Here is a 15,854-nt window from a genome sequence, read left to right on the forward strand (position 1 = left end):
GGCATATATAGGCTGAGCCGCAGGCCACAGCAAATAACCGGCAGGCCAGATATTAGAAGTCCAGATCGGCGTAGTGGGAGGAGGGGGCAAGGCGCGGAATGCGCTCGCTCAGGAACGGCCGGAAGGACGGGCGCGATTTCAGCCGCTGATACCATTCCTTGGCAATCGGCGCTTCGAGCCAGTTGATCTCGCCGAGATAGTCCAGCACCGAAACGCCGGCGGCTGCGGCAAGGTCGGCATAGCTCAACCGATCGCCGGCGAGCCATGTGCGCGAACCGGCCAGCCATTCCAGATATTTGATATGCTGGCGGATATTGTTGCGGGCGGTGCGCAGCAGCTTGGAATCCGGCGGTCCGCCGCCCTGGGCCGCCGTCATCTGCAATTTATAGACCCGTTCCCGTACCAGCGGCCGGGTCACGTCATTTTCCATCTTCTGCAGAAACCACTCCGTCAGGCGACGGATTTCCGCGCGCTGAAACGGGTCTTCCGCCAGAAGCCGGCGGTCGCGCTTCAGAACGCCATGCGTTTCGTCGAGAAATTCGGCAAGCACATAAGGCCCGCTCAGCGAGCGCATATTGTCATCGAGATAGACCGGCAGGGTGCCGGCCGGATTGAGCGCCAGAAACTCCCGCCGTCTTTCCCACGGCTGCTCCTCCACGAGATCGGTCTGGAACCCGTATTCCGCAAGGATCAGACGAACGAACCGGGATGCGGTCGACATCGGAGAGTGATAGAGAGTTGGCATCGGTACTCAATTTTTACGATTGGTTGTCATGATCGGCATTTGCCGGAAAACTTTTTCAGTTTCGCTTCATCAAGACGCTATAAGAGCTTGGCTACTTTAAAACAAGTTTAACGCAATTGCCTTCCATTGCCACTTCCCCCTGAAAAGAAGGATACCTCATGGGTGACCAATCGATCATCAGCGCGCTTCTGCTGGGCATTATCGAGGGTCTGACGGAGTTCATTCCCGTTTCCTCAACGGCACATGTGCTGCTGGCCGGGCATTTCCTCGGCTTCAAATCACCCGGCAACACCTTTGCCGTCCTCATTCAGCTCGGCGCGATCCTTGCGATTCTTCTCGTTTATTTTCAAAAGCTTATGTCTATAGCCTTGGCCCTGCCAGCCAGCGCCAAGGCGCGTCGTTTCGTGCTGGCCGTCGCTCTCGCCTTTTTGCCGGCGGCGATAATCGGCGCGTTGGCGCATGATTTCATCAAGACCGTGCTGTTTGAAACGCCGATGCTCATCTGCGTGGTGCTGATCATCGGCGGCGTCATTTTGCTTGCAGTCGACCGCATGCCGCTGAAACCGAAATATACCGACATCATGGATTATCCGCCGTCGCTTGCCTTCAAGATCGGCCTCTTCCAGTGCCTTGCGATGATTCCCGGCACGTCGCGATCCGGCGCCACAATCGTCGGCTCGCTGCTGATGGGCACGGATAAGCGCTCCGCCGCCGAATTTTCGTTCTTTCTGGCGATGCCGACCATGCTCGGCGCTTTCACGCTCGACCTTTACAAGAACCGCGATGCGCTGAGTTTTGATGACGGCGCGCTGATTGCCGTCGGTTTCATCGCCGCTTTTGTCTCGGGCCTCTTTGTTGTTCGCTCTCTGCTGGATTTTGTGTCGCGTCGGGGCTTTGCGCCCTTTGCCTGGTGGCGCATCGCCATCGGTTCGCTGGGGCTGATCGCGCTTCTGGTTTTCGGCTGAGCCGAGGACGGGAATAACCCTCGTCCGTAATGAACGAACAAAAACAGAAAAAGCGCCCCGGAGAACCGGCGGCGCTTTTTCTTTGAAACTTTTAAAGGCCGATCAGTTGGTGCTGATCGAAGCCGTTGCGCAGGGGTCGACGCCGTAGGCGGGAGCGCAACCGCTCTTGCCCGCTGCAACCGTTCCCGGCGCCATGAAAGAACCCGCCAGAACCACCAAAGCCGCACACGCAAAAAAGAGTGCGATAGATCTGCCCATTTTATTATTGCCTTTCAGACGTTCGTTCGCGCGGATCGTGCCGCCGTGTGTGAAGTGAGGGTTCGGGATATGTTTGGAATGTGGCGAATATCAATAAAGCAGCTTGTTGAATACCGGGTTAATGCGAAGTCTTTTCCACAGTTGCGCTTGTGCCACGCTTGCCTGTGGCGGCCGGACGGCCGTTAACTTTTACCCGGCTTTAGAAATCTGCCTTAGTTCATTCTACACCTCCCCTGCAGTTGAGGAGAAAATGCACGAATAGCGGTTTGGTTGCAATTGAATTGGGCAAAAACAAAAAGCGGGAATGGCTCCCGCTTTCGTTGAAATCGCTGGCGCTGGCCTGAGCTTCAGGCCGCTTTACCTGCGTTTGAGAACTGGCCGTGGGTGCGATATTGCACCATGTAGGACGGCAGGATGGAGGCGACGCGAACGGGGGTGATGCCGATACCCTCCAGCGTCAGGCCGTTCTTTTCCGCCTCGGCGGAAACGACATTGTCCTTTTTCAGCATGGTCACCTGATCGACCGTCAGCGGCGGCTTAATCAGCGGCACCAGCGAAGTGAGCTTGGCGATCGTTGAGGCGACACCGAAAGGCAGGTCGACAAAAGGACGCTGGCGGTACGTTGCGGCAAGAACCGCCTCAAGACAGTCGCGGAACGTCATCACGTCCTGGCCGCCGAGTTCGTAAATGGCGCCGGGCTTCAGCTTGCCATCGACGCCACGGGCGACGGCTTCGGCGACGTCCTCGACATAGACCGGCTGGAATCTGGTTTTTCCGCCGCCGATCAGCGGCAGGAAGGGCATGCTGCGGGCCATCTTGGCGAATTTGTTGAAGAAATCATCTTCCGGTCCGAAAATGATCGACGGGCGCAGGATCACGGCGCCGGGCAGGATGGAATGGATGGCAGCTTCGGCGCGGCCCTTGGTGCGGCCGTAACCGGTCGGCGAACCCGCTTCCGCACCGATGGCGGAAATATGCGTCAGCGTGGCGCCAGCATCGCGGGCCGCCTCGGCAATGGCTTTCGCACCGAATTCCTGAACGGCGTCAAAGGTGTTGCGACCGCTTTCGGTCAGGATGCCGACGCAATTGACCACGTGATCAGCATCTTCCACGGCTTTGACGATGGAATCGCGATAACGCAGGTTCGCCTGAGCAAAGGAAATCTGACCAACATTGCCGAGCGGCTGCAGGAAGCCGGCAAGATCGGGGCGACGTACGGCGACACGGATGCGATAACCGCGCTTCGCAAGTATCCGCACGACATGCCGCCCGACAAAACCCGAACCGCCAAAAACGGTGACGAGGGGTGGAAGGTTGGCCAAGGTCATGGGAGGCTCCTCAGAAGCTGTCGATAAAGCGTTTTTCAGTCTCTTAGCCCAAAGCCGCGCGCGCGTGAAGAGATGTTGTCGCAGGGCAGGGGCCGGTTTTGGAAATGCGGTTGACGCCCGTCAAATTCCTTCGACGATCACCATCTCCGCCTCCGCGATTTCCTGGCGGATTTTGGCGGCTGCCTGATATTCGGGGGAGTTGTAGCAATCGATGGCGTGCTGAACTGACGGGAACTCGATGACGACATTGCGGGCACGCGCCTTGCCTTCCAGCTCGGTCAAGGCACCGCCACGGGCCAGGAAATTGGCACCGAACCGCTCGAAGGCGGGCTTTGCTGTCGTGACATAGTCCTTGTAGCGCTCACTGTCGCGTACATCGACGCGGGCGATCCAATATCCCTTTGCCATTTCATCTGCTCCTGTCGTTACTGATTGGCCGGAAAGCTGGCGCGCAGCATGTCATCAAGAATGGCGCGGGCCGCCGCCTTCGGATCTTCCGCCCGAACGATCGGGCGGGCGACGACCAGATGGCTCGAGCCGGCCTTGATGGCGTCGTAGGGTGTCATCACCCGCTTCTGATCACCAAGATCTGCGCCGGCAGGGCGAATGCCGGGGGTAACGACGGCAAGATCCGGACCGAGAATTTCGCGCACGGCGGTCGATTCCTCTGCCGAACAGACGATGCCGCCCATGCCCGCTTCGCGCGCCTGTTCCGCCCGGCGCAGCACCAGCGAACGGGCGTCCGACGCGTAACCGGCTTCGGCCAGATCAACGTCATCCATCGAGGTCAGCACGGTGACGCCCAGCAGGCAGAGGCCGGAACCTTCAGCAGCCTTCACTGCAGCGCGCATGGCTTTGGGGTAGGCGTGCAGGGTCAGCATCGACATGCCCATGCGGGCGATGTTTTCGACACCGGAAGCAACCGTGTTGTCGATGTCGAGCAACTTCATGTCGAGAAAGACCTTCTTGCCGCTCTGCACAAGGTCACGCGCGAATTCGAGACCGCCGGCGAATACCAGCTGGTAACCGATCTTGTAGAACAGAACCTCATCGCCGATTTTCGAGACGATGTCTTCGGCCTGCTGCACAGTCGGAACATCCAGCCCGACGATGAGTTTTTCGCGCGCGGTCATTGTCTTATCCCTGCCATGTTTCCATTGCCGTCCAGTCGCATGTGGGGGACGCGGCTGCAAGTGAAAATTCGGCGATGGAAAAGTGGAAAAGATTGCCGCCGCCGGGCGGCTGGTCCTTGCTGCGGCTGATGTCACGGCCTTCGATATGGCATTTCAGGAGCGTACCTACGCCACCATGACCAACAAAGGCGATCGGTTGCCGCGGATCGTGTCGCTCGAAAACGGCTTTGACGGCCCGGACAATCCGCGCCTGCGCATCGATTGCGCGCTCCCAGCCGTGAAAACTTTCTTCGGGGTTGGCGAAGAACCAGTCCGCCGCCTTCTCGAATTCCGGCGGTGGCAGGAAGCCGGTGGCAGACCGGTCATTTTCATGCATCGCCTCGACGATCTCTATCTCCGCTCCGGAGGTTTCGGCGAGGATGCGGGCGGTTTCGATCGCCTTGGTTTCGGCGCTGGAAACAATGCGGCGCAATGACCGCGCCCAGGGCAGGCGGCTCGCTTCCCGTGCCCGCTCGGCCCCTCTCTCCGAAAGCCCCCATTCGGGAACGGGAACATCCGCATCGATCTTGACCTGGGGATGGGTGATGTAGAGCGCATGCATGGCAATCGGTCCTCAAAGGCGATGGAAAGGGCAAATCAACACCCTAACCATTCGTCGCGACCGGGAAATGACGGCCTTGCCTATCCTGTCGAGCAATCAGGCCCGCGTATAGGTCCACAATTGCGCCGGCGGAATATTGCGCACGATAAAATCGAAATGGCGGATATGATAGAGGTGCGGCTGCGCGACGATCGGGGAGATCGGACCGTAGGATATCTGCACGACGGGACGGCCGTGGGGCACGCGCTTCAGCAATTCGTCAAGAAGCTTGATACGGGCGGCCATGGGGAAATTCAGCATCGGCACGGCGGAGACGACGCTGTCGAACATCTGGCCCTTGTGCTCGCCAAGCGTCGCATCGAGATCGAAGGCGTCGCCATTGATGAAATTGACGCCCGGATAGCTCCTGAGCAGCTGATTGTAGAAATCGGTCGAATATTCGATGGCGGTCAGGTTCTCCGGCTTGATGCCGCGCGCCAGAATGGCCTTGGTGATGACACCCGTGCCCGGGCCGAGTTCTAGAACCGGCAGGCCGGAATGGGGATTGATGACACTCGCCATTTTTTTCGCCGTGATGGACGATGTCGGCACAATGGCCCCGACTTTTTTCGGCTGGCTGACCATGCCCTTGAAAAAGCGGATTTCTTCCTCAAATTTCTGCTCAAGCCGTTGCTTCAGGTTAAGTGCCATAGTTCCCTCAGATGCTTTTGGTCATTATCAAAAAACTGTTACGTACTGTTGATCCCATTTGGCGCAAAAACAAGGCAAAATGTCGTAACTGGAAAAATTCGCTTCCGACGTGAAACTTCTTCGGCCGAATCAAAAAAACGCCGGTGAAGCAGTTCCCCGGCGTTCTTGATGAAACTGATGAGAAATGCGCGTTTTCAAACGCGCATCGGCATCAGAACATAAAGCGCATCATCGCCAGCGGTGTCGCGAACCAGCGTCGGCGAGCCGGCGTCGGCCAGCAGGAAAATCGCGTCTTCACCGGAAAGCTGCGAGGTGATGTCGAGGAGATATTTGGCATTGAAGCCGATTTCCATCGAATCGTTGTCATAACCGACGGCCACTTCTTCCGTCGCACTGCCCGAATCCGGGTTGTTGACGGTCAGCGTCAGCTGGCCATTGGTGAGCGCGAGCTTGACGGCGCGGCCGCGCTCGGAAGAAATGGTCGAGACGCGGTCGACAGCCTGCGCGAAAGTCTGGCAATCGACGCGCATTTCCTTGTCATTGCCGGTCGGGATCACGCGCTGGTAATCGGGGAAGGTGCCGTCGATCAGCTTCGAGGTCAGAACGACCGAACCGATGGTCAGGCGGATTTTCGCATCCGAGACTTCGACGGTGACTTCCAGTTCCGGATTGTCCATCAGCTTCTGCAGCTCGCCGACGGTCTTGCGCGGAATGATGATGCCAGGCATGCCTTCGGAACCGGAGGGCGCATCCACATCGGCGCGCGCCAGACGGTGACCGTCGGTGGCGACGGCGCGCAGCTTCAGGTCGCCATTGCTTTCAATGGTGTGGAAGAAAATGCCGTTCAGGTAATAACGCGTCTCTTCGGTCGAAATCGCAAACTGCGTCCGGTCGATCAGCATCTTCAGGTCGGTCGCCTTCAGTTTGAAGGTGTGGCTGAAGGTGCCGGCCGTCAGGTCGGGGAAATCCGTCTCCGGAAGGCATTGCAGCGAGAACTTCGAGCGGCCGGAGGCAACGGTCATCGAGGAGCCGTCCGGGTTGGTCGCCAGAAGCACCTCGGAACCGTCAGGCAGCTTGCGCACGATTTCATAAAGCAGGTGCGCCGGCACGGTGGTGGCGCCCGCCTGCTCCACCATGGCCGGGGTCGCTTCGGTGATTTCGAGATCGAGGTCGGTCGCCTTCATGTCCAGATTGGCGCCGGATGCGCGCAGGAGGACGTTGGACAGGATCGGGATCGTGTTGCGACGCTCGACAACCCGGTGGACGTGGTTCAGCGATTTCAGAAGGTTCGACCGCTCAAGAGTAATACGCATGGACGCTACCGCTTTCAACCGTTGCGAACCGGCCACCGCCGGATCGGCAAGAAGAGTCTTCACCGGCCGCAAAGCCGGACAATGTGGACGGGCAAAATGGCAGAGTTATTGCAGAAAATGCAAGAGCCGAGTGCGTCTGCCGCCGCTCATTTTGCTGCTATACAGCATGATCCACAGGCTTGAACCATCCATGGAGCTTGTTCGCCGGTTTTCTATTGCCCATAAAGAGGGAAAACCGGAGCGACCGGCCGGGAATGATCGGCCAGAATGATTGGAAGCCGTGTGACGGAAGAAATATCGAACAGCGACAACAGAGACAAGAAGAGCTTCAGGATCGGCACGGCCACCATTGCGGCACGACCGCTGGAGCCCGCCCTTTATCTCGTGGCCACGCCCATCGGCAATCTCGGTGATATCACCATTCGTGCGCTGGAAACGCTGGCCTCGGCCGATGTTCTCGCCTGCGAGGATACCCGCGTCACCCGCATCCTGCTCGAACGTTACGGTATCCGCACCCGCCCGCTCTCCTATCACGAGCACAATGCCAACGAAGCGGGACCGAAGCTCATCGCAGCTCTCGAGGCCGGAAAATCCGTGGCGCTGGTATCGGATGCCGGAACGCCGCTGGTTTCCGATCCCGGTTATCGCCTCGGTCAACTGGCGCTTGAAGCCGGGCATCGCGTCGTGCCGGTGCCGGGCGCTTCTGCGCCGCTTGCCGCCCTCGTCGGCTCGGGCATGCCGAGTGACGCCTTCCTGTTTGCAGGCTTTCTGCCTGTGAAAGATCGCGGCAAGCGCGACCGTTTTGCCGCGCTGGCGAAAATCCCCGCAACCCTGATCTTCTTTGAATCGCCGCATCGTATCGGTGCTTCCGTCAAAGTCGCGTCGGAGGTGCTCGGCCGCGACCGCCGCGCCGTGGTCTGCCGTGAACTGACCAAGACTTTCGAGGAATTCCGGCGTGGCACGCTCGGCGAGCTTGCGGATTATTATGATGGCGACCGGGTGGTGAAGGGCGAGATCGTGCTTCTGGTGGAGCCGCCCTCCTATGATGAGATACCCGATATCGAGGATGTCGAGAAGCTTCTGAAGGATCTCGTCGCCACCATGTCGGCCGCCAAGGCCGCGGGTGAAGCGGCGAAGCTGACGGGCCTGCCGCGCAAGGAGCTTTATCAAAGGCTGCTGGATATGAAGGAAACGGATGGCCGCTGACGGGCGAAGCAATGAAAGGCGCAAAGCCGAACGACGCGGCCATGCTGCGGAATATTGGGCGGCACTTTATCTGCTGCTGAAGGGATATCGCATCCTCGCCATTCGTTATCGCACCCGGCTGGGGGAAATAGACCTCATCGCCCGCAAGAAGGACCTCGTTGCCATCATCGAGGTCAAGGCGCGGTCCTCAGGAGCCGGTGCGGTTGATGCTGTCGGCTTCCATTCGCAGCAGCGCATCCGGGCGGCCGCCGATCTCTGGCTCGCCCGCCGCAAGGATGCCGCGCGGTTTTCACTGCGTTTCGATATTGTCGCGGTCCTGCCGCATCGCCTGCCGCAGCATTTCATCGACGCCTTTTGAGGGGAGGGAAACAATGTCCACCGAACGGGAAAAAATGGCCGCGGGCGAATGGTACAGCTGCATGGATACGGAGCTGGATATATTGCGCTGGCGGGCACGAAAGGCCGTCCACCAGCACAATACGATGCCGCCGGATGAGCGCGGGGCGATTGCACCGCTGCTGCGCACCCTCTTTAATTCTGTCGGGGAAGGCGCATTTCTTGAAGCGCCGTTTCATTGCGCTTACGGTTTCAACATTACGCTGGGCAAAAATGTTTATCTCAATGCCGGCTGCACCATTCTCGATTCCGCGAAGGTCGCGATAGCCGATGGCGCGATGCTCGGGCCTGCTGTGCAGATTTATTGTGCGGAACACCATCTGGACCCGGTGCCGCGGGCGCAAGGCATTGAAATCGCGAAGCCTGTGACGATCGGGCGAGATGTCTGGATCGGCGGCGGAGCGATCTTTCTGGCGGGCATCACCATTTGTGACGGCGCGATTGTCGGCGCCGGTTCGGTGGTGACGCGCAATGTGCCGCCGGGCGTGACGGTGGTGGGAAATCCGGCTCGGCCCATAAAGCGTATAGCCGACTGAGAATTTCGCCAGCTGCTGTAATAAATCTGACATGGAACTGTCAAAGAGGCGTCATCGAACGCCTCTATTCGCATCCTCACCCCAATAAATGGTGGAGAGGATTTAGTAATGTTGAAGAAGATTTCCATGGCCGCAGTGGCCGTCAGCATTTCGGCGACGTCTTCCATGGCTGCTACCAACATCACCTGGTGGCATGGCATGGGCGGCCGTAACGGCGAAGTCATCAACGAAGTTTCGCAGAAGTTCAACGAAGCCCAGAAGGAATGCGCTCTGACGCCGGTTTCCAAGGGCTCCTATGAAGAAGCGCTGGCCAGCGGCATCGCTGCTTTCCGTTCGGGCGAACAGCCGAACATCCTCCAGGTTTTTGACGCTGGCGCTGCCACCATCATCAACGCCAAGGGCGCTGTCATTCCTGCCGAAGACCTCATCAATAAGGCCGGCTACAAGTTCGACCGCGACGCCTTCATCAATGGCGTGCGTTATTTCTACGCTGCCGCTGACGGCAAGTTTGTCGGCATGCCGTTCAACTCCTCCGCTCCCATCATGTATGTCAACGACGAAGCCCTGAAGAAGGCCGGCGTCGAAGCCCCGAAGACCTGGGAAGAGTTCGAGAAGGTTGCGCCGAAGCTGAAGGAAGCCGGTTACATTCCGCTCGTTCAGTCGCAGCTGACCTGGCAGTTCACGGAGAACTTCTTCTCCCGTAACAACATCCAGTTCGCCACCAACAACAATGGTTACGACAGCGTCACTGACACCAAGCTCAAGGTCACCGACCCGAACCTCGTCATGATGTTCGACAAGCTGAAGGACTGGAAGGACAAGGGCCTGTTCGCCTATTATGGTGCCGGCTGGAACGACAACCAGAAGCCGTTCGAAGAAGGCAAAGTCGCTTTCTGGATCGGTTCTTCGGGCTCCTTCGGCGGCCTGCAGAAGACGGCGACCATGCCGTTCTCGGCAACCTTCCTTCCCTACTGGGGCTCCATCAAGGGCGCAGGCACCAACTCCTTCATCGGCGGTGCAGCTCTCTTTGCAATGTCGGGCAAGTCTGAAGCCGAAAATAAGTGCGTGGCTGACTTCTTCCAGTTCCTGACCTCGCCGGAAATCCAGGTCTTCTACCACAAGGCAACCGGTTACGTCGCCATCACCAAGGCCGCTTACGAAAAGGCCAAGGCTGAAGGCTACTACAAGGAAAAGCCGGTTGCGGAAGTCGGTATCCAGCAGCTGTCGCTGCCGGGCGGCGAATGGTCGAAGGGTTACCGCTTCGGTTTCTATCCGCAGATCCGCGCCGTCATGGAACGCGAATATAACCGCATCTTCTCCGGCGAAGTCACGCCGAAGGCTGCTTTCGAGATCATCGAGAAGGAAGGCAACGACATTCTCGCCCGTTTCGCCAAGACGGCCGGCTAATCGGCCCGTTTAAACCAACGATAGTTGTCGAGCCTCCTTTCCGCCGGAAGGGAGGCTCGCTCTTGGATAAGGAAGCGAAAACGTGGCCTATACATCCTCACAACCGAGCCGATTTTCCGGCCGGTCCGCAAAGCCCGGAAAACCGCCGAAGGCTGCTGAAGCCGGCATGAAGCGCGTGCAGTTCTCCTCGTCCTTCGTGCCATATCTGTTTCTGGCGCCGCAGCTTGCGGTGATCTTCATCTTCTTCTATTGGCCGTCCGTTCAGGCCGTGCAATCTTCCTTTTTTATCGAAGACCCTTTCGGATTCGGCGCGTCCTTCGTGGGCTTCGCCAATTATTCGGATGCGATATTCAGCCCGGAATATCTCGGCATCGCTAAATTCACGGTTGTTTTCACCGTGTTGGTAACCTTCTTTTCGTTGGCGCTCGGCCTTCTGCTTGCGGTCAAGGCTGATGCGGTCATTCGCGGCAGTTCGACATACAAGACGGTGCTGATTTCCGTCTACGCCATCGCGCCGCCTGTCGCGGGTCTCATCGGCATGATGTTCTTCGATCAGCATATCGGCCCCTTCGTGAAGATGGCGGCGTTTCTCGGCTGGGACATGAAGGTCGGCCTCAATTATTTCGATACGGCGTTCGCCATGATCGTCGTCGCGGTCTGGAAGCAGATCCCCTACAACTTCATCTTCTTCCTGTCCGGTCTCCAGGGTGTGCCAGTCTCCGTGCGGGAAGCCGCCTCCATCGACTGCCGCTCCGGCTTTCGCCGGTTCTGGACGGTGATCATGCCGCTTCTGGCGCCCACGGCCTTCTTCCTGCTGATCATCAACATCACCTACGCGCTCTTCGACACATTCGGCGTCATCGACGTGATGGTGAAGGACAAGGCCGCCAACAACCCGATTACGCTGGTCTACAAGGTGTTTCTGGACGGTTTCCGCGGCAATGATATCGGCGGCTCGTCGGCCCAGTCCGTCATCCTGATGCTGGTCGTCTTTGTTCTCACCATCATCCAGTTCCGCTTCATCGAAAAGCGCATCCACTACAATTGAGGGAAAACCAATGTACAAGACAAAACCCCTCGATCATCTGGTGCTGATCATTGGCGCGCTGTTTCTGATCCTGCCTGTTATCGTTGCCTTCATGACGTCCACTCACACGGCGGCGGAAATCCACCGCAGCGGTCTGGCGATCGTTCCCGGCGACAATTTCATCGAGACCTACGAAAAGGTCCTGACCCAGAAGGGTGGTTTCACCGGACAGGTGACGGGCCTCAACATGGTGCTGAATTCGCTGATCCTCGGCATCGGTTTTGCTGTCGGCAAGATCGTCCTGTCGATGACGGCCGCCTATGCGATTGTCTATTTCCGCTTCCGTTTTGCAACGCTCGCCTTCTGGATCATTTTCACCACGCTGCTCCTTCCGCTGGAAGTGCGCATCATGCCCTCCTATGAGGTCATGAGCAAACTCGGTCTACTGAATTCCTACACCGGCCTCATCGTGCCGCTTCTGGCGTCTGCGACCGGAACCTTCTATTTCCGGCAGTTCTTCAAATCCATTCCGGAGGAATTGCTGGAAGCCGCCCGCATAGACGGTGCGGGTCCGGTCAAGTTCTTTATCGATGTGATCATCCCGCTTTCCCGTACCATGATGGCGGCGATCTTCATCATCATGTTCGTCTACGGTTGGAACCAGTATCTCTGGCCGATGCTGATGACGAATGACGAAAAATTCTTCACCCTGATGCGTGGCATCAAGTCGATCCTGCAGGTCTGGGTCGGTTCGCAAATTCCCGATTACAACGAAGCTTTCGCGCTTGCCGTTCTGGCCATGCTGCCGCCTGTGATGATCGTCGTGATCTTCCAGCGCTGGTTCATCAAGGGCCTCACCGAAAGCGACAAATAAGGAAACCGAAATGGCCGCGATAGAAATCAGTCAGGTCTGCAAAGACTATCATGGCGTCGTGCGCGCCGTGCATCACGTCGATATCGACATCAGGGACGGCGAGTTCATCGTGCTCGTCGGCCCCTCCGGCTGCGGCAAGTCCACGCTGCTGCGCATGGTCGCCGGGCTCGAGGACATCTCCGAAGGCACGGTGAAGATCGGCGACCGGGTGGTCAACCAGACCGATCCCGCCGATCGGGATATTGCCATGGTGTTCCAGAACTACGCGCTTTACCCGCATATGTCGGTGCGCGAGAACCTGGAATACGGGTTGAAGAACCGCAAGACACCGAAGGCGGAAATCGATGCGCGCGTGGCCGAAGCCGCGCGTATGCTGCAGCTTGAACCCTATCTGGAGCGCAAGCCGCGCGCCCTTTCCGGTGGCCAGCGGCAGCGTGTCGCCATGGGTCGCGCCATCGTGCGCAAACCGGCGGCTTTCCTGTTCGACGAGCCCCTGTCCAACCTCGATGCCAAGCTGCGCGTTTCCATGCGCGGCGAGATCAAGCGCCTGCAAAAGCGTCTCGGCACCACCTCTATTTACGTCACCCACGATCAGCTGGAGGCCATGACGCTGGCCGATCGTCTTGTTGTGCTGAATGGCGGTCGTATCGAACAGATCGGCGCGCCACTTGATGTCTACCACACCCCTGCCTCGACCTTTGTTGCGAGTTTCATCGGCTCTCCCGCCATGAACCTGCTGAACGCCGAGTTGCATGGCGATAGCCTTGCCGTCGGTCCGGCACTCGTTGCGCTCAACGGTTTTGCACCCACCTCCGGCCCGATAACGGTGGGCATGCGGGCGGAAGATTTCCGCCTCGCTGCGGCAGGTGAACAGGGCTTCCCGCTTCGGGTCGATTATATCGAGGAACTGGGTTCGCAGCGTCTCATCCACGGCATGATCGGCGACCAGAGCCTGACAGTTGCTTTCCCGCCGGATGTCGAGGTTCCGTCCGCGCTCTCCGTGACGATCGCGCCGGAAAAACTGCATTTCTTCTCCAGCGAAACCGGCAAGCGCATTGCCGGCAAAGCGGAGCAGCTGGCGGCGCAGCCCGCGCAGATGGCGACGGCCTGAGCGCATCACAGAAATCGGCGCGATGAATAAAATTGCGCCGATTGTCAAAACCGCTTTGTTACGATCCCGATGATAGAAGACCTCCAATATTTCACGGGGGTTTTCTAATATGTCCTTCAAAATGATGTTCGCTGCCGCGGCAACCATGGCGGTCCGCACAATGCCGATATTGCCGGCCTATTTGCGTCGGTCAAAAGATGAGGCTGTCGTCAGCGCATCCTGCACCGATCTGCGGCTTCAGCCGGCCCCCATCAATCCGGACTGGATCATTTCCGGTAACCCCCAGGCGCGCGCGGCGGATCACTCCAGAAGCGGCGACCGTGCTTCCAGCACCGCCATGTGGGATTGCACGGCGGGGGAATTCCGCTGGTTCTTCGGCTGGGATGAAACCGTCTATATTCTGGAAGGCGAAGTGCATGTAACCGCGGAAGACGGTTCCATCAGCATCCTGCGGGTCGGCGATGTCGCCTATTTCCCTGCGGGAACATGGGCCACCTGGCGGGTGGATGATTATGTCCGCAAGGTCGCTTTCATGCGCCGCCCGTTCCCCAAGGCGCTGGCTCTCGCCTATCGCGTCAAGAACAAGCTGTTTGCCGGCCGTTCCTATAAGCTGGCGGCCTGAACCCATAAAACCTTCCGATGGGCGGGGCCGGTGCGGCGCCGCCAACGGAATTGTGAAGGTTCAATAAAACTCACACTAACCACCGCTTGCAGCAGTTGCCTTTGAATGGTCGCTGCCCTACATCTTCAGGGTTTTCTGAAGTATTTCTGGGTTTCTCCCGGTACTGCAGGGAAGCTTGAAAAGACGAGGCAATGGGCACGGCGGGCCGGGGAAAGCGTCCGCATGCTGCAAGAGGAACATGCGCATGGCGAAGATCAAGAACGTCGCGATCCAGATGGATCATGTCTCCGGCATCAATATCGCCGGTGACTCCACCTTCGCCATGAGCCTCGAGGCGCAGGCACGCGGATACCGGCTGTTCCATTATACGCCTGAGCGCCTTTCCATGCGCGATGGCAAGATTTACGCCACGGTGGAGCAGATGGAACTGCGCGACATCAAGGGCGACCATTTCTCCCTGTCGGAGCCGGAGCGTGTCGATCTCTCGACCATGGATGTCATCCATCTGCGTCAGGATCCGCCCTTCGACATGGCTTACATCACCTCGACCCATCTGCTGGAACGCATTCATCCGAAAACGCTGGTTGTCAACGATCCCGCCTGGGTCCGTAACTCGCCGGAAAAGATTTTCGTCACCGAATTCGCCGATCTGATGCCGAAGACGTTGATCACCAAGGACGTGGAGGAAATCGCCCGCTTCCGCAATGAAATGGGCGATATCATTCTGAAGCCGCTTTATGGCAATGGCGGCGCAGGCGTCTTCCATTCCGCGCGCGACGACCGCAATTTCTCCTCGCTGCTGGAGATGTTCGGCCAGATGTTCCGCGAGCCTTACATCGCCCAGCAATATCTGCCTGACGTCCGAAAGGGCGACAAGCGCATCCTCCTGGTGGATGGCGAACCCGTGGGCGCAATCAACCGCGTACCGGCGGAAAACGATGCCCGCTCCAACATGCATGCCGGCGGACGGCCGGAACCGACGGAACTGACGGCGCGCGAGAAGGAAATCTGCCGCCGCATCGGTCCGGCCTTGCGCGAGCGCGGTTTCCTCTTCGTCGGCATCGACGTGATTGGCGACTATATGACAGAAATCAATGTCACCTCGCCGACCGGCATTCGTGAAGTGCGCAAATTCGGCGGTGCCGATGTCGCAAGCCTTTTGTGGGACGCGATCGAGAAAAAGCGCGAAGCTCAGGATTTCTGACGCGACCTGCTGCCGATCCAGCTTTGTTCCATGAGCGCAACTAGATGCAACTAAAATACATCGTCAGCGGGAAATTGTTCGCTGGATGTTCTTGTTTTATTCTTTGCCCTGTGGCACGTTGCTTGCGGGTGGCCGTAACAGGGCATGAAGCTCTGGTGATGCGGCCGGTTTGCGGGGCAGGCCATGGTGGCAAGGGTCAATACGGTTGCATTTCAGGGCATAGAGGGTGTGCCCGTCGAGGTGCAGGTCATGGTCGCACCCGGAAAGGTCGGCATCCAGATTGTCGGCCTGCCAGACAAGGCGGTGGCCGAAAGCCGCGAGAGGGTGCAGGCCGCCCTGCATGCTTCGGGTCTGGCGCTGCCGGCGAAAAAAGTCACCGTCAATCTCGCGCCTGCGGATTTGCCCAAGGAAGGAATCCCACTGCCATATTGGATTTTA

17 protein-coding genes and 1 pseudogene are annotated in these 15,854 nt (G+C 58.5%); 11 read left to right on the forward strand and 7 right to left on the reverse strand.

Going from position 1 to position 15,854, the window contains the following annotated elements; all coding sequences use genetic code 11:
- Nucleotides 1–52: 52 nt before the first annotated feature.
- Nucleotides 53–745: a glutathione S-transferase family protein gene (locus V6S97_RS09650; protein WP_003503856.1), complete on the reverse strand. Its 693-nt coding sequence runs from the start codon at nt 743–745 to the stop codon at nt 53–55.
- 158 nt (nt 746–903) lie between these two features.
- Here V6S97_RS09650 and V6S97_RS09655 point away from each other — a divergent pair, with 158 nt between their 5' ends.
- Nucleotides 904–1,710, forward strand: a complete 807-nt coding sequence (locus tag V6S97_RS09655; protein WP_111781362.1) for an undecaprenyl-diphosphate phosphatase — start codon at nt 904–906, stop codon at nt 1,708–1,710.
- Between the two features lie 605 nt (nt 1,711–2,315).
- Here V6S97_RS09655 and V6S97_RS09660 read toward each other — a convergent pair.
- The 6 genes from V6S97_RS09660 to dnaN form a co-directional block, all read right to left on the reverse strand.
- Complete coding sequence (locus tag V6S97_RS09660; protein WP_087743260.1) at nt 2,316–3,296, reverse strand: complex I NDUFA9 subunit family protein; 981 nt, start codon at nt 3,294–3,296, stop codon at nt 2,316–2,318.
- A gap of 120 nt (nt 3,297–3,416) precedes the next feature.
- Complete coding sequence (locus tag V6S97_RS09665; RefSeq protein ID WP_334426675.1) at nt 3,417–3,704, reverse strand: DUF1330 domain-containing protein; 288 nt, start codon at nt 3,702–3,704, stop codon at nt 3,417–3,419.
- 17 nt (nt 3,705–3,721) lie between these two features.
- A complete protein-coding gene (pyrF, locus tag V6S97_RS09670; protein ID WP_003503850.1) occupies nt 3,722–4,429 on the reverse strand; it encodes an orotidine-5'-phosphate decarboxylase in 708 nt (235 codons plus the stop codon).
- 4 nt (nt 4,430–4,433) lie between these two features.
- Nucleotides 4,434–5,030, reverse strand: coding sequence for a histidine phosphatase family protein (locus tag V6S97_RS09675; RefSeq protein WP_003503847.1), 597 nt, complete (start codon nt 5,028–5,030; stop codon nt 4,434–4,436).
- 96 nt (nt 5,031–5,126) lie between these two features.
- Nucleotides 5,127–5,720, reverse strand: a complete 594-nt coding sequence (pmtA, locus tag V6S97_RS09680) for a phospholipid N-methyltransferase PmtA (RefSeq protein ID WP_003503844.1) — start codon at nt 5,718–5,720, stop codon at nt 5,127–5,129.
- 194 nt (nt 5,721–5,914) lie between these two features.
- Nucleotides 5,915–7,033 carry a DNA polymerase III subunit beta gene (dnaN, locus tag V6S97_RS09685; protein WP_003503841.1) on the reverse strand — a complete coding sequence of 373 codons (1,119 nt, stop codon included), beginning with the start codon at nt 7,031–7,033 and terminating at the stop codon, nt 5,915–5,917.
- A gap of 267 nt (nt 7,034–7,300) precedes the next feature.
- Between dnaN and rsmI the strand changes: the two genes are divergently transcribed.
- The 10 genes and pseudogenes from rsmI to V6S97_RS09735 all read left to right on the forward strand — a co-directional run.
- Nucleotides 7,301–8,239 carry a 16S rRNA (cytidine(1402)-2'-O)-methyltransferase gene (gene rsmI, locus V6S97_RS09690; protein ID WP_003503840.1) on the forward strand — a complete coding sequence of 313 codons (939 nt, stop codon included), beginning with the start codon at nt 7,301–7,303 and terminating at the stop codon, nt 8,237–8,239.
- Nucleotides 8,229–8,597: a YraN family protein gene (locus V6S97_RS09695; RefSeq protein WP_003503837.1), complete on the forward strand. Its 369-nt coding sequence runs from the start codon at nt 8,229–8,231 to the stop codon at nt 8,595–8,597. Before rsmI ends, V6S97_RS09695 begins: the two co-directional genes overlap by 11 nt.
- 13 nt (nt 8,598–8,610) lie before the next feature.
- On the forward strand, nt 8,611–9,171 hold the full coding sequence (locus V6S97_RS09700) for a sugar O-acetyltransferase (protein WP_334426679.1): 561 nt from the start codon (nt 8,611–8,613) through the stop codon (nt 9,169–9,171).
- Nucleotides 9,172–9,279: 108 nt separating this feature from the next.
- A complete protein-coding gene (locus tag V6S97_RS09705) occupies nt 9,280–10,578 on the forward strand; it encodes an extracellular solute-binding protein (RefSeq protein WP_003503832.1) in 1,299 nt (432 codons plus the stop codon).
- Nucleotides 10,579–10,660: 82 nt separating this feature from the next.
- The gene (locus V6S97_RS09710) at nt 10,661–11,626 is read left to right on the forward strand and encodes a sugar ABC transporter permease (protein ID WP_003503830.1); all 966 of its coding nucleotides are present in this window, start codon (nt 10,661–10,663) and stop codon (nt 11,624–11,626) included.
- Between the two features lie 10 nt (nt 11,627–11,636).
- Nucleotides 11,637–12,479, forward strand: a complete 843-nt coding sequence (ugpE, locus tag V6S97_RS09715; protein WP_003503828.1) for a sn-glycerol-3-phosphate ABC transporter permease UgpE — start codon at nt 11,637–11,639, stop codon at nt 12,477–12,479.
- 10 nt (nt 12,480–12,489) lie between these two features.
- Complete coding sequence (locus V6S97_RS09720; RefSeq protein WP_334426681.1) at nt 12,490–13,590, forward strand: sn-glycerol-3-phosphate import ATP-binding protein UgpC; 1,101 nt, start codon at nt 12,490–12,492, stop codon at nt 13,588–13,590.
- A gap of 109 nt (nt 13,591–13,699) precedes the next feature.
- A complete protein-coding gene (locus tag V6S97_RS09725; RefSeq protein ID WP_003503825.1) occupies nt 13,700–14,212 on the forward strand; it encodes a cupin domain-containing protein in 513 nt (170 codons plus the stop codon).
- 244 nt (nt 14,213–14,456) lie between these two features.
- A complete protein-coding gene (gshB, locus tag V6S97_RS09730) occupies nt 14,457–15,416 on the forward strand; it encodes a glutathione synthase (protein WP_003503823.1) in 960 nt (319 codons plus the stop codon).
- A gap of 183 nt (nt 15,417–15,599) precedes the next feature.
- Nucleotides 15,600–15,830: pseudogene (locus V6S97_RS09735) on the forward strand (magnesium chelatase domain-containing protein); the annotation flags it as partial.
- Nucleotides 15,831–15,854: the final 24 nt, after the last annotated feature.

It is taken from the genome of Agrobacterium sp. CCNWLW155 (assembly GCF_036888815.1).
GTDB classification, from domain to species: domain Bacteria; phylum Pseudomonadota; class Alphaproteobacteria; order Rhizobiales; family Rhizobiaceae; genus Agrobacterium; species Agrobacterium radiobacter.

Excerpts from the sequence above, each read along its gene's own strand:
- V6S97_RS09650 (WP_003503856.1), bottom strand. The coding sequence starts at position 745 with ATGCCAACTCTCTATCACTCTCCGATGTCGACCGCATCCCGGTTCGTT.
- V6S97_RS09655 (WP_111781362.1), top strand. The coding sequence starts at position 904 with ATGGGTGACCAATCGATCATCAGCGCGCTTCTGCTGGGCATTATCGAG.
- V6S97_RS09660 (WP_087743260.1), bottom strand. The coding sequence starts at position 3,296 with ATGACCTTGGCCAACCTTCCACCCCTCGTCACCGTTTTTGGCGGTTCG.
- V6S97_RS09665 (WP_334426675.1), bottom strand. The coding sequence starts at position 3,704 with ATGGCAAAGGGATATTGGATCGCCCGCGTCGATGTACGCGACAGTGAG.
- pyrF (WP_003503850.1), bottom strand. The coding sequence starts at position 4,429 with ATGACCGCGCGCGAAAAACTCATCGTCGGGCTGGATGTTCCGACTGTG.
- V6S97_RS09675 (WP_003503847.1), bottom strand. The coding sequence starts at position 5,030 with ATGCATGCGCTCTACATCACCCATCCCCAGGTCAAGATCGATGCGGAT.
- pmtA (WP_003503844.1), bottom strand. The coding sequence starts at position 5,720 with ATGGCACTTAACCTGAAGCAACGGCTTGAGCAGAAATTTGAGGAAGAA.
- dnaN (WP_003503841.1), bottom strand. The coding sequence starts at position 7,033 with ATGCGTATTACTCTTGAGCGGTCGAACCTTCTGAAATCGCTGAACCAC.
- rsmI (WP_003503840.1), top strand. The coding sequence starts at position 7,301 with ATGATTGGAAGCCGTGTGACGGAAGAAATATCGAACAGCGACAACAGA.
- V6S97_RS09695 (WP_003503837.1), top strand. The coding sequence starts at position 8,229 with ATGGCCGCTGACGGGCGAAGCAATGAAAGGCGCAAAGCCGAACGACGC.
- V6S97_RS09700 (WP_334426679.1), top strand. The coding sequence starts at position 8,611 with ATGTCCACCGAACGGGAAAAAATGGCCGCGGGCGAATGGTACAGCTGC.
- V6S97_RS09705 (WP_003503832.1), top strand. The coding sequence starts at position 9,280 with ATGTTGAAGAAGATTTCCATGGCCGCAGTGGCCGTCAGCATTTCGGCG.
- ugpE (WP_003503828.1), top strand. The coding sequence starts at position 11,637 with ATGTACAAGACAAAACCCCTCGATCATCTGGTGCTGATCATTGGCGCG.
- V6S97_RS09720 (WP_334426681.1), top strand. The coding sequence starts at position 12,490 with ATGGCCGCGATAGAAATCAGTCAGGTCTGCAAAGACTATCATGGCGTC.
- V6S97_RS09725 (WP_003503825.1), top strand. The coding sequence starts at position 13,700 with ATGTCCTTCAAAATGATGTTCGCTGCCGCGGCAACCATGGCGGTCCGC.
- gshB (WP_003503823.1), top strand. The coding sequence starts at position 14,457 with ATGGCGAAGATCAAGAACGTCGCGATCCAGATGGATCATGTCTCCGGC.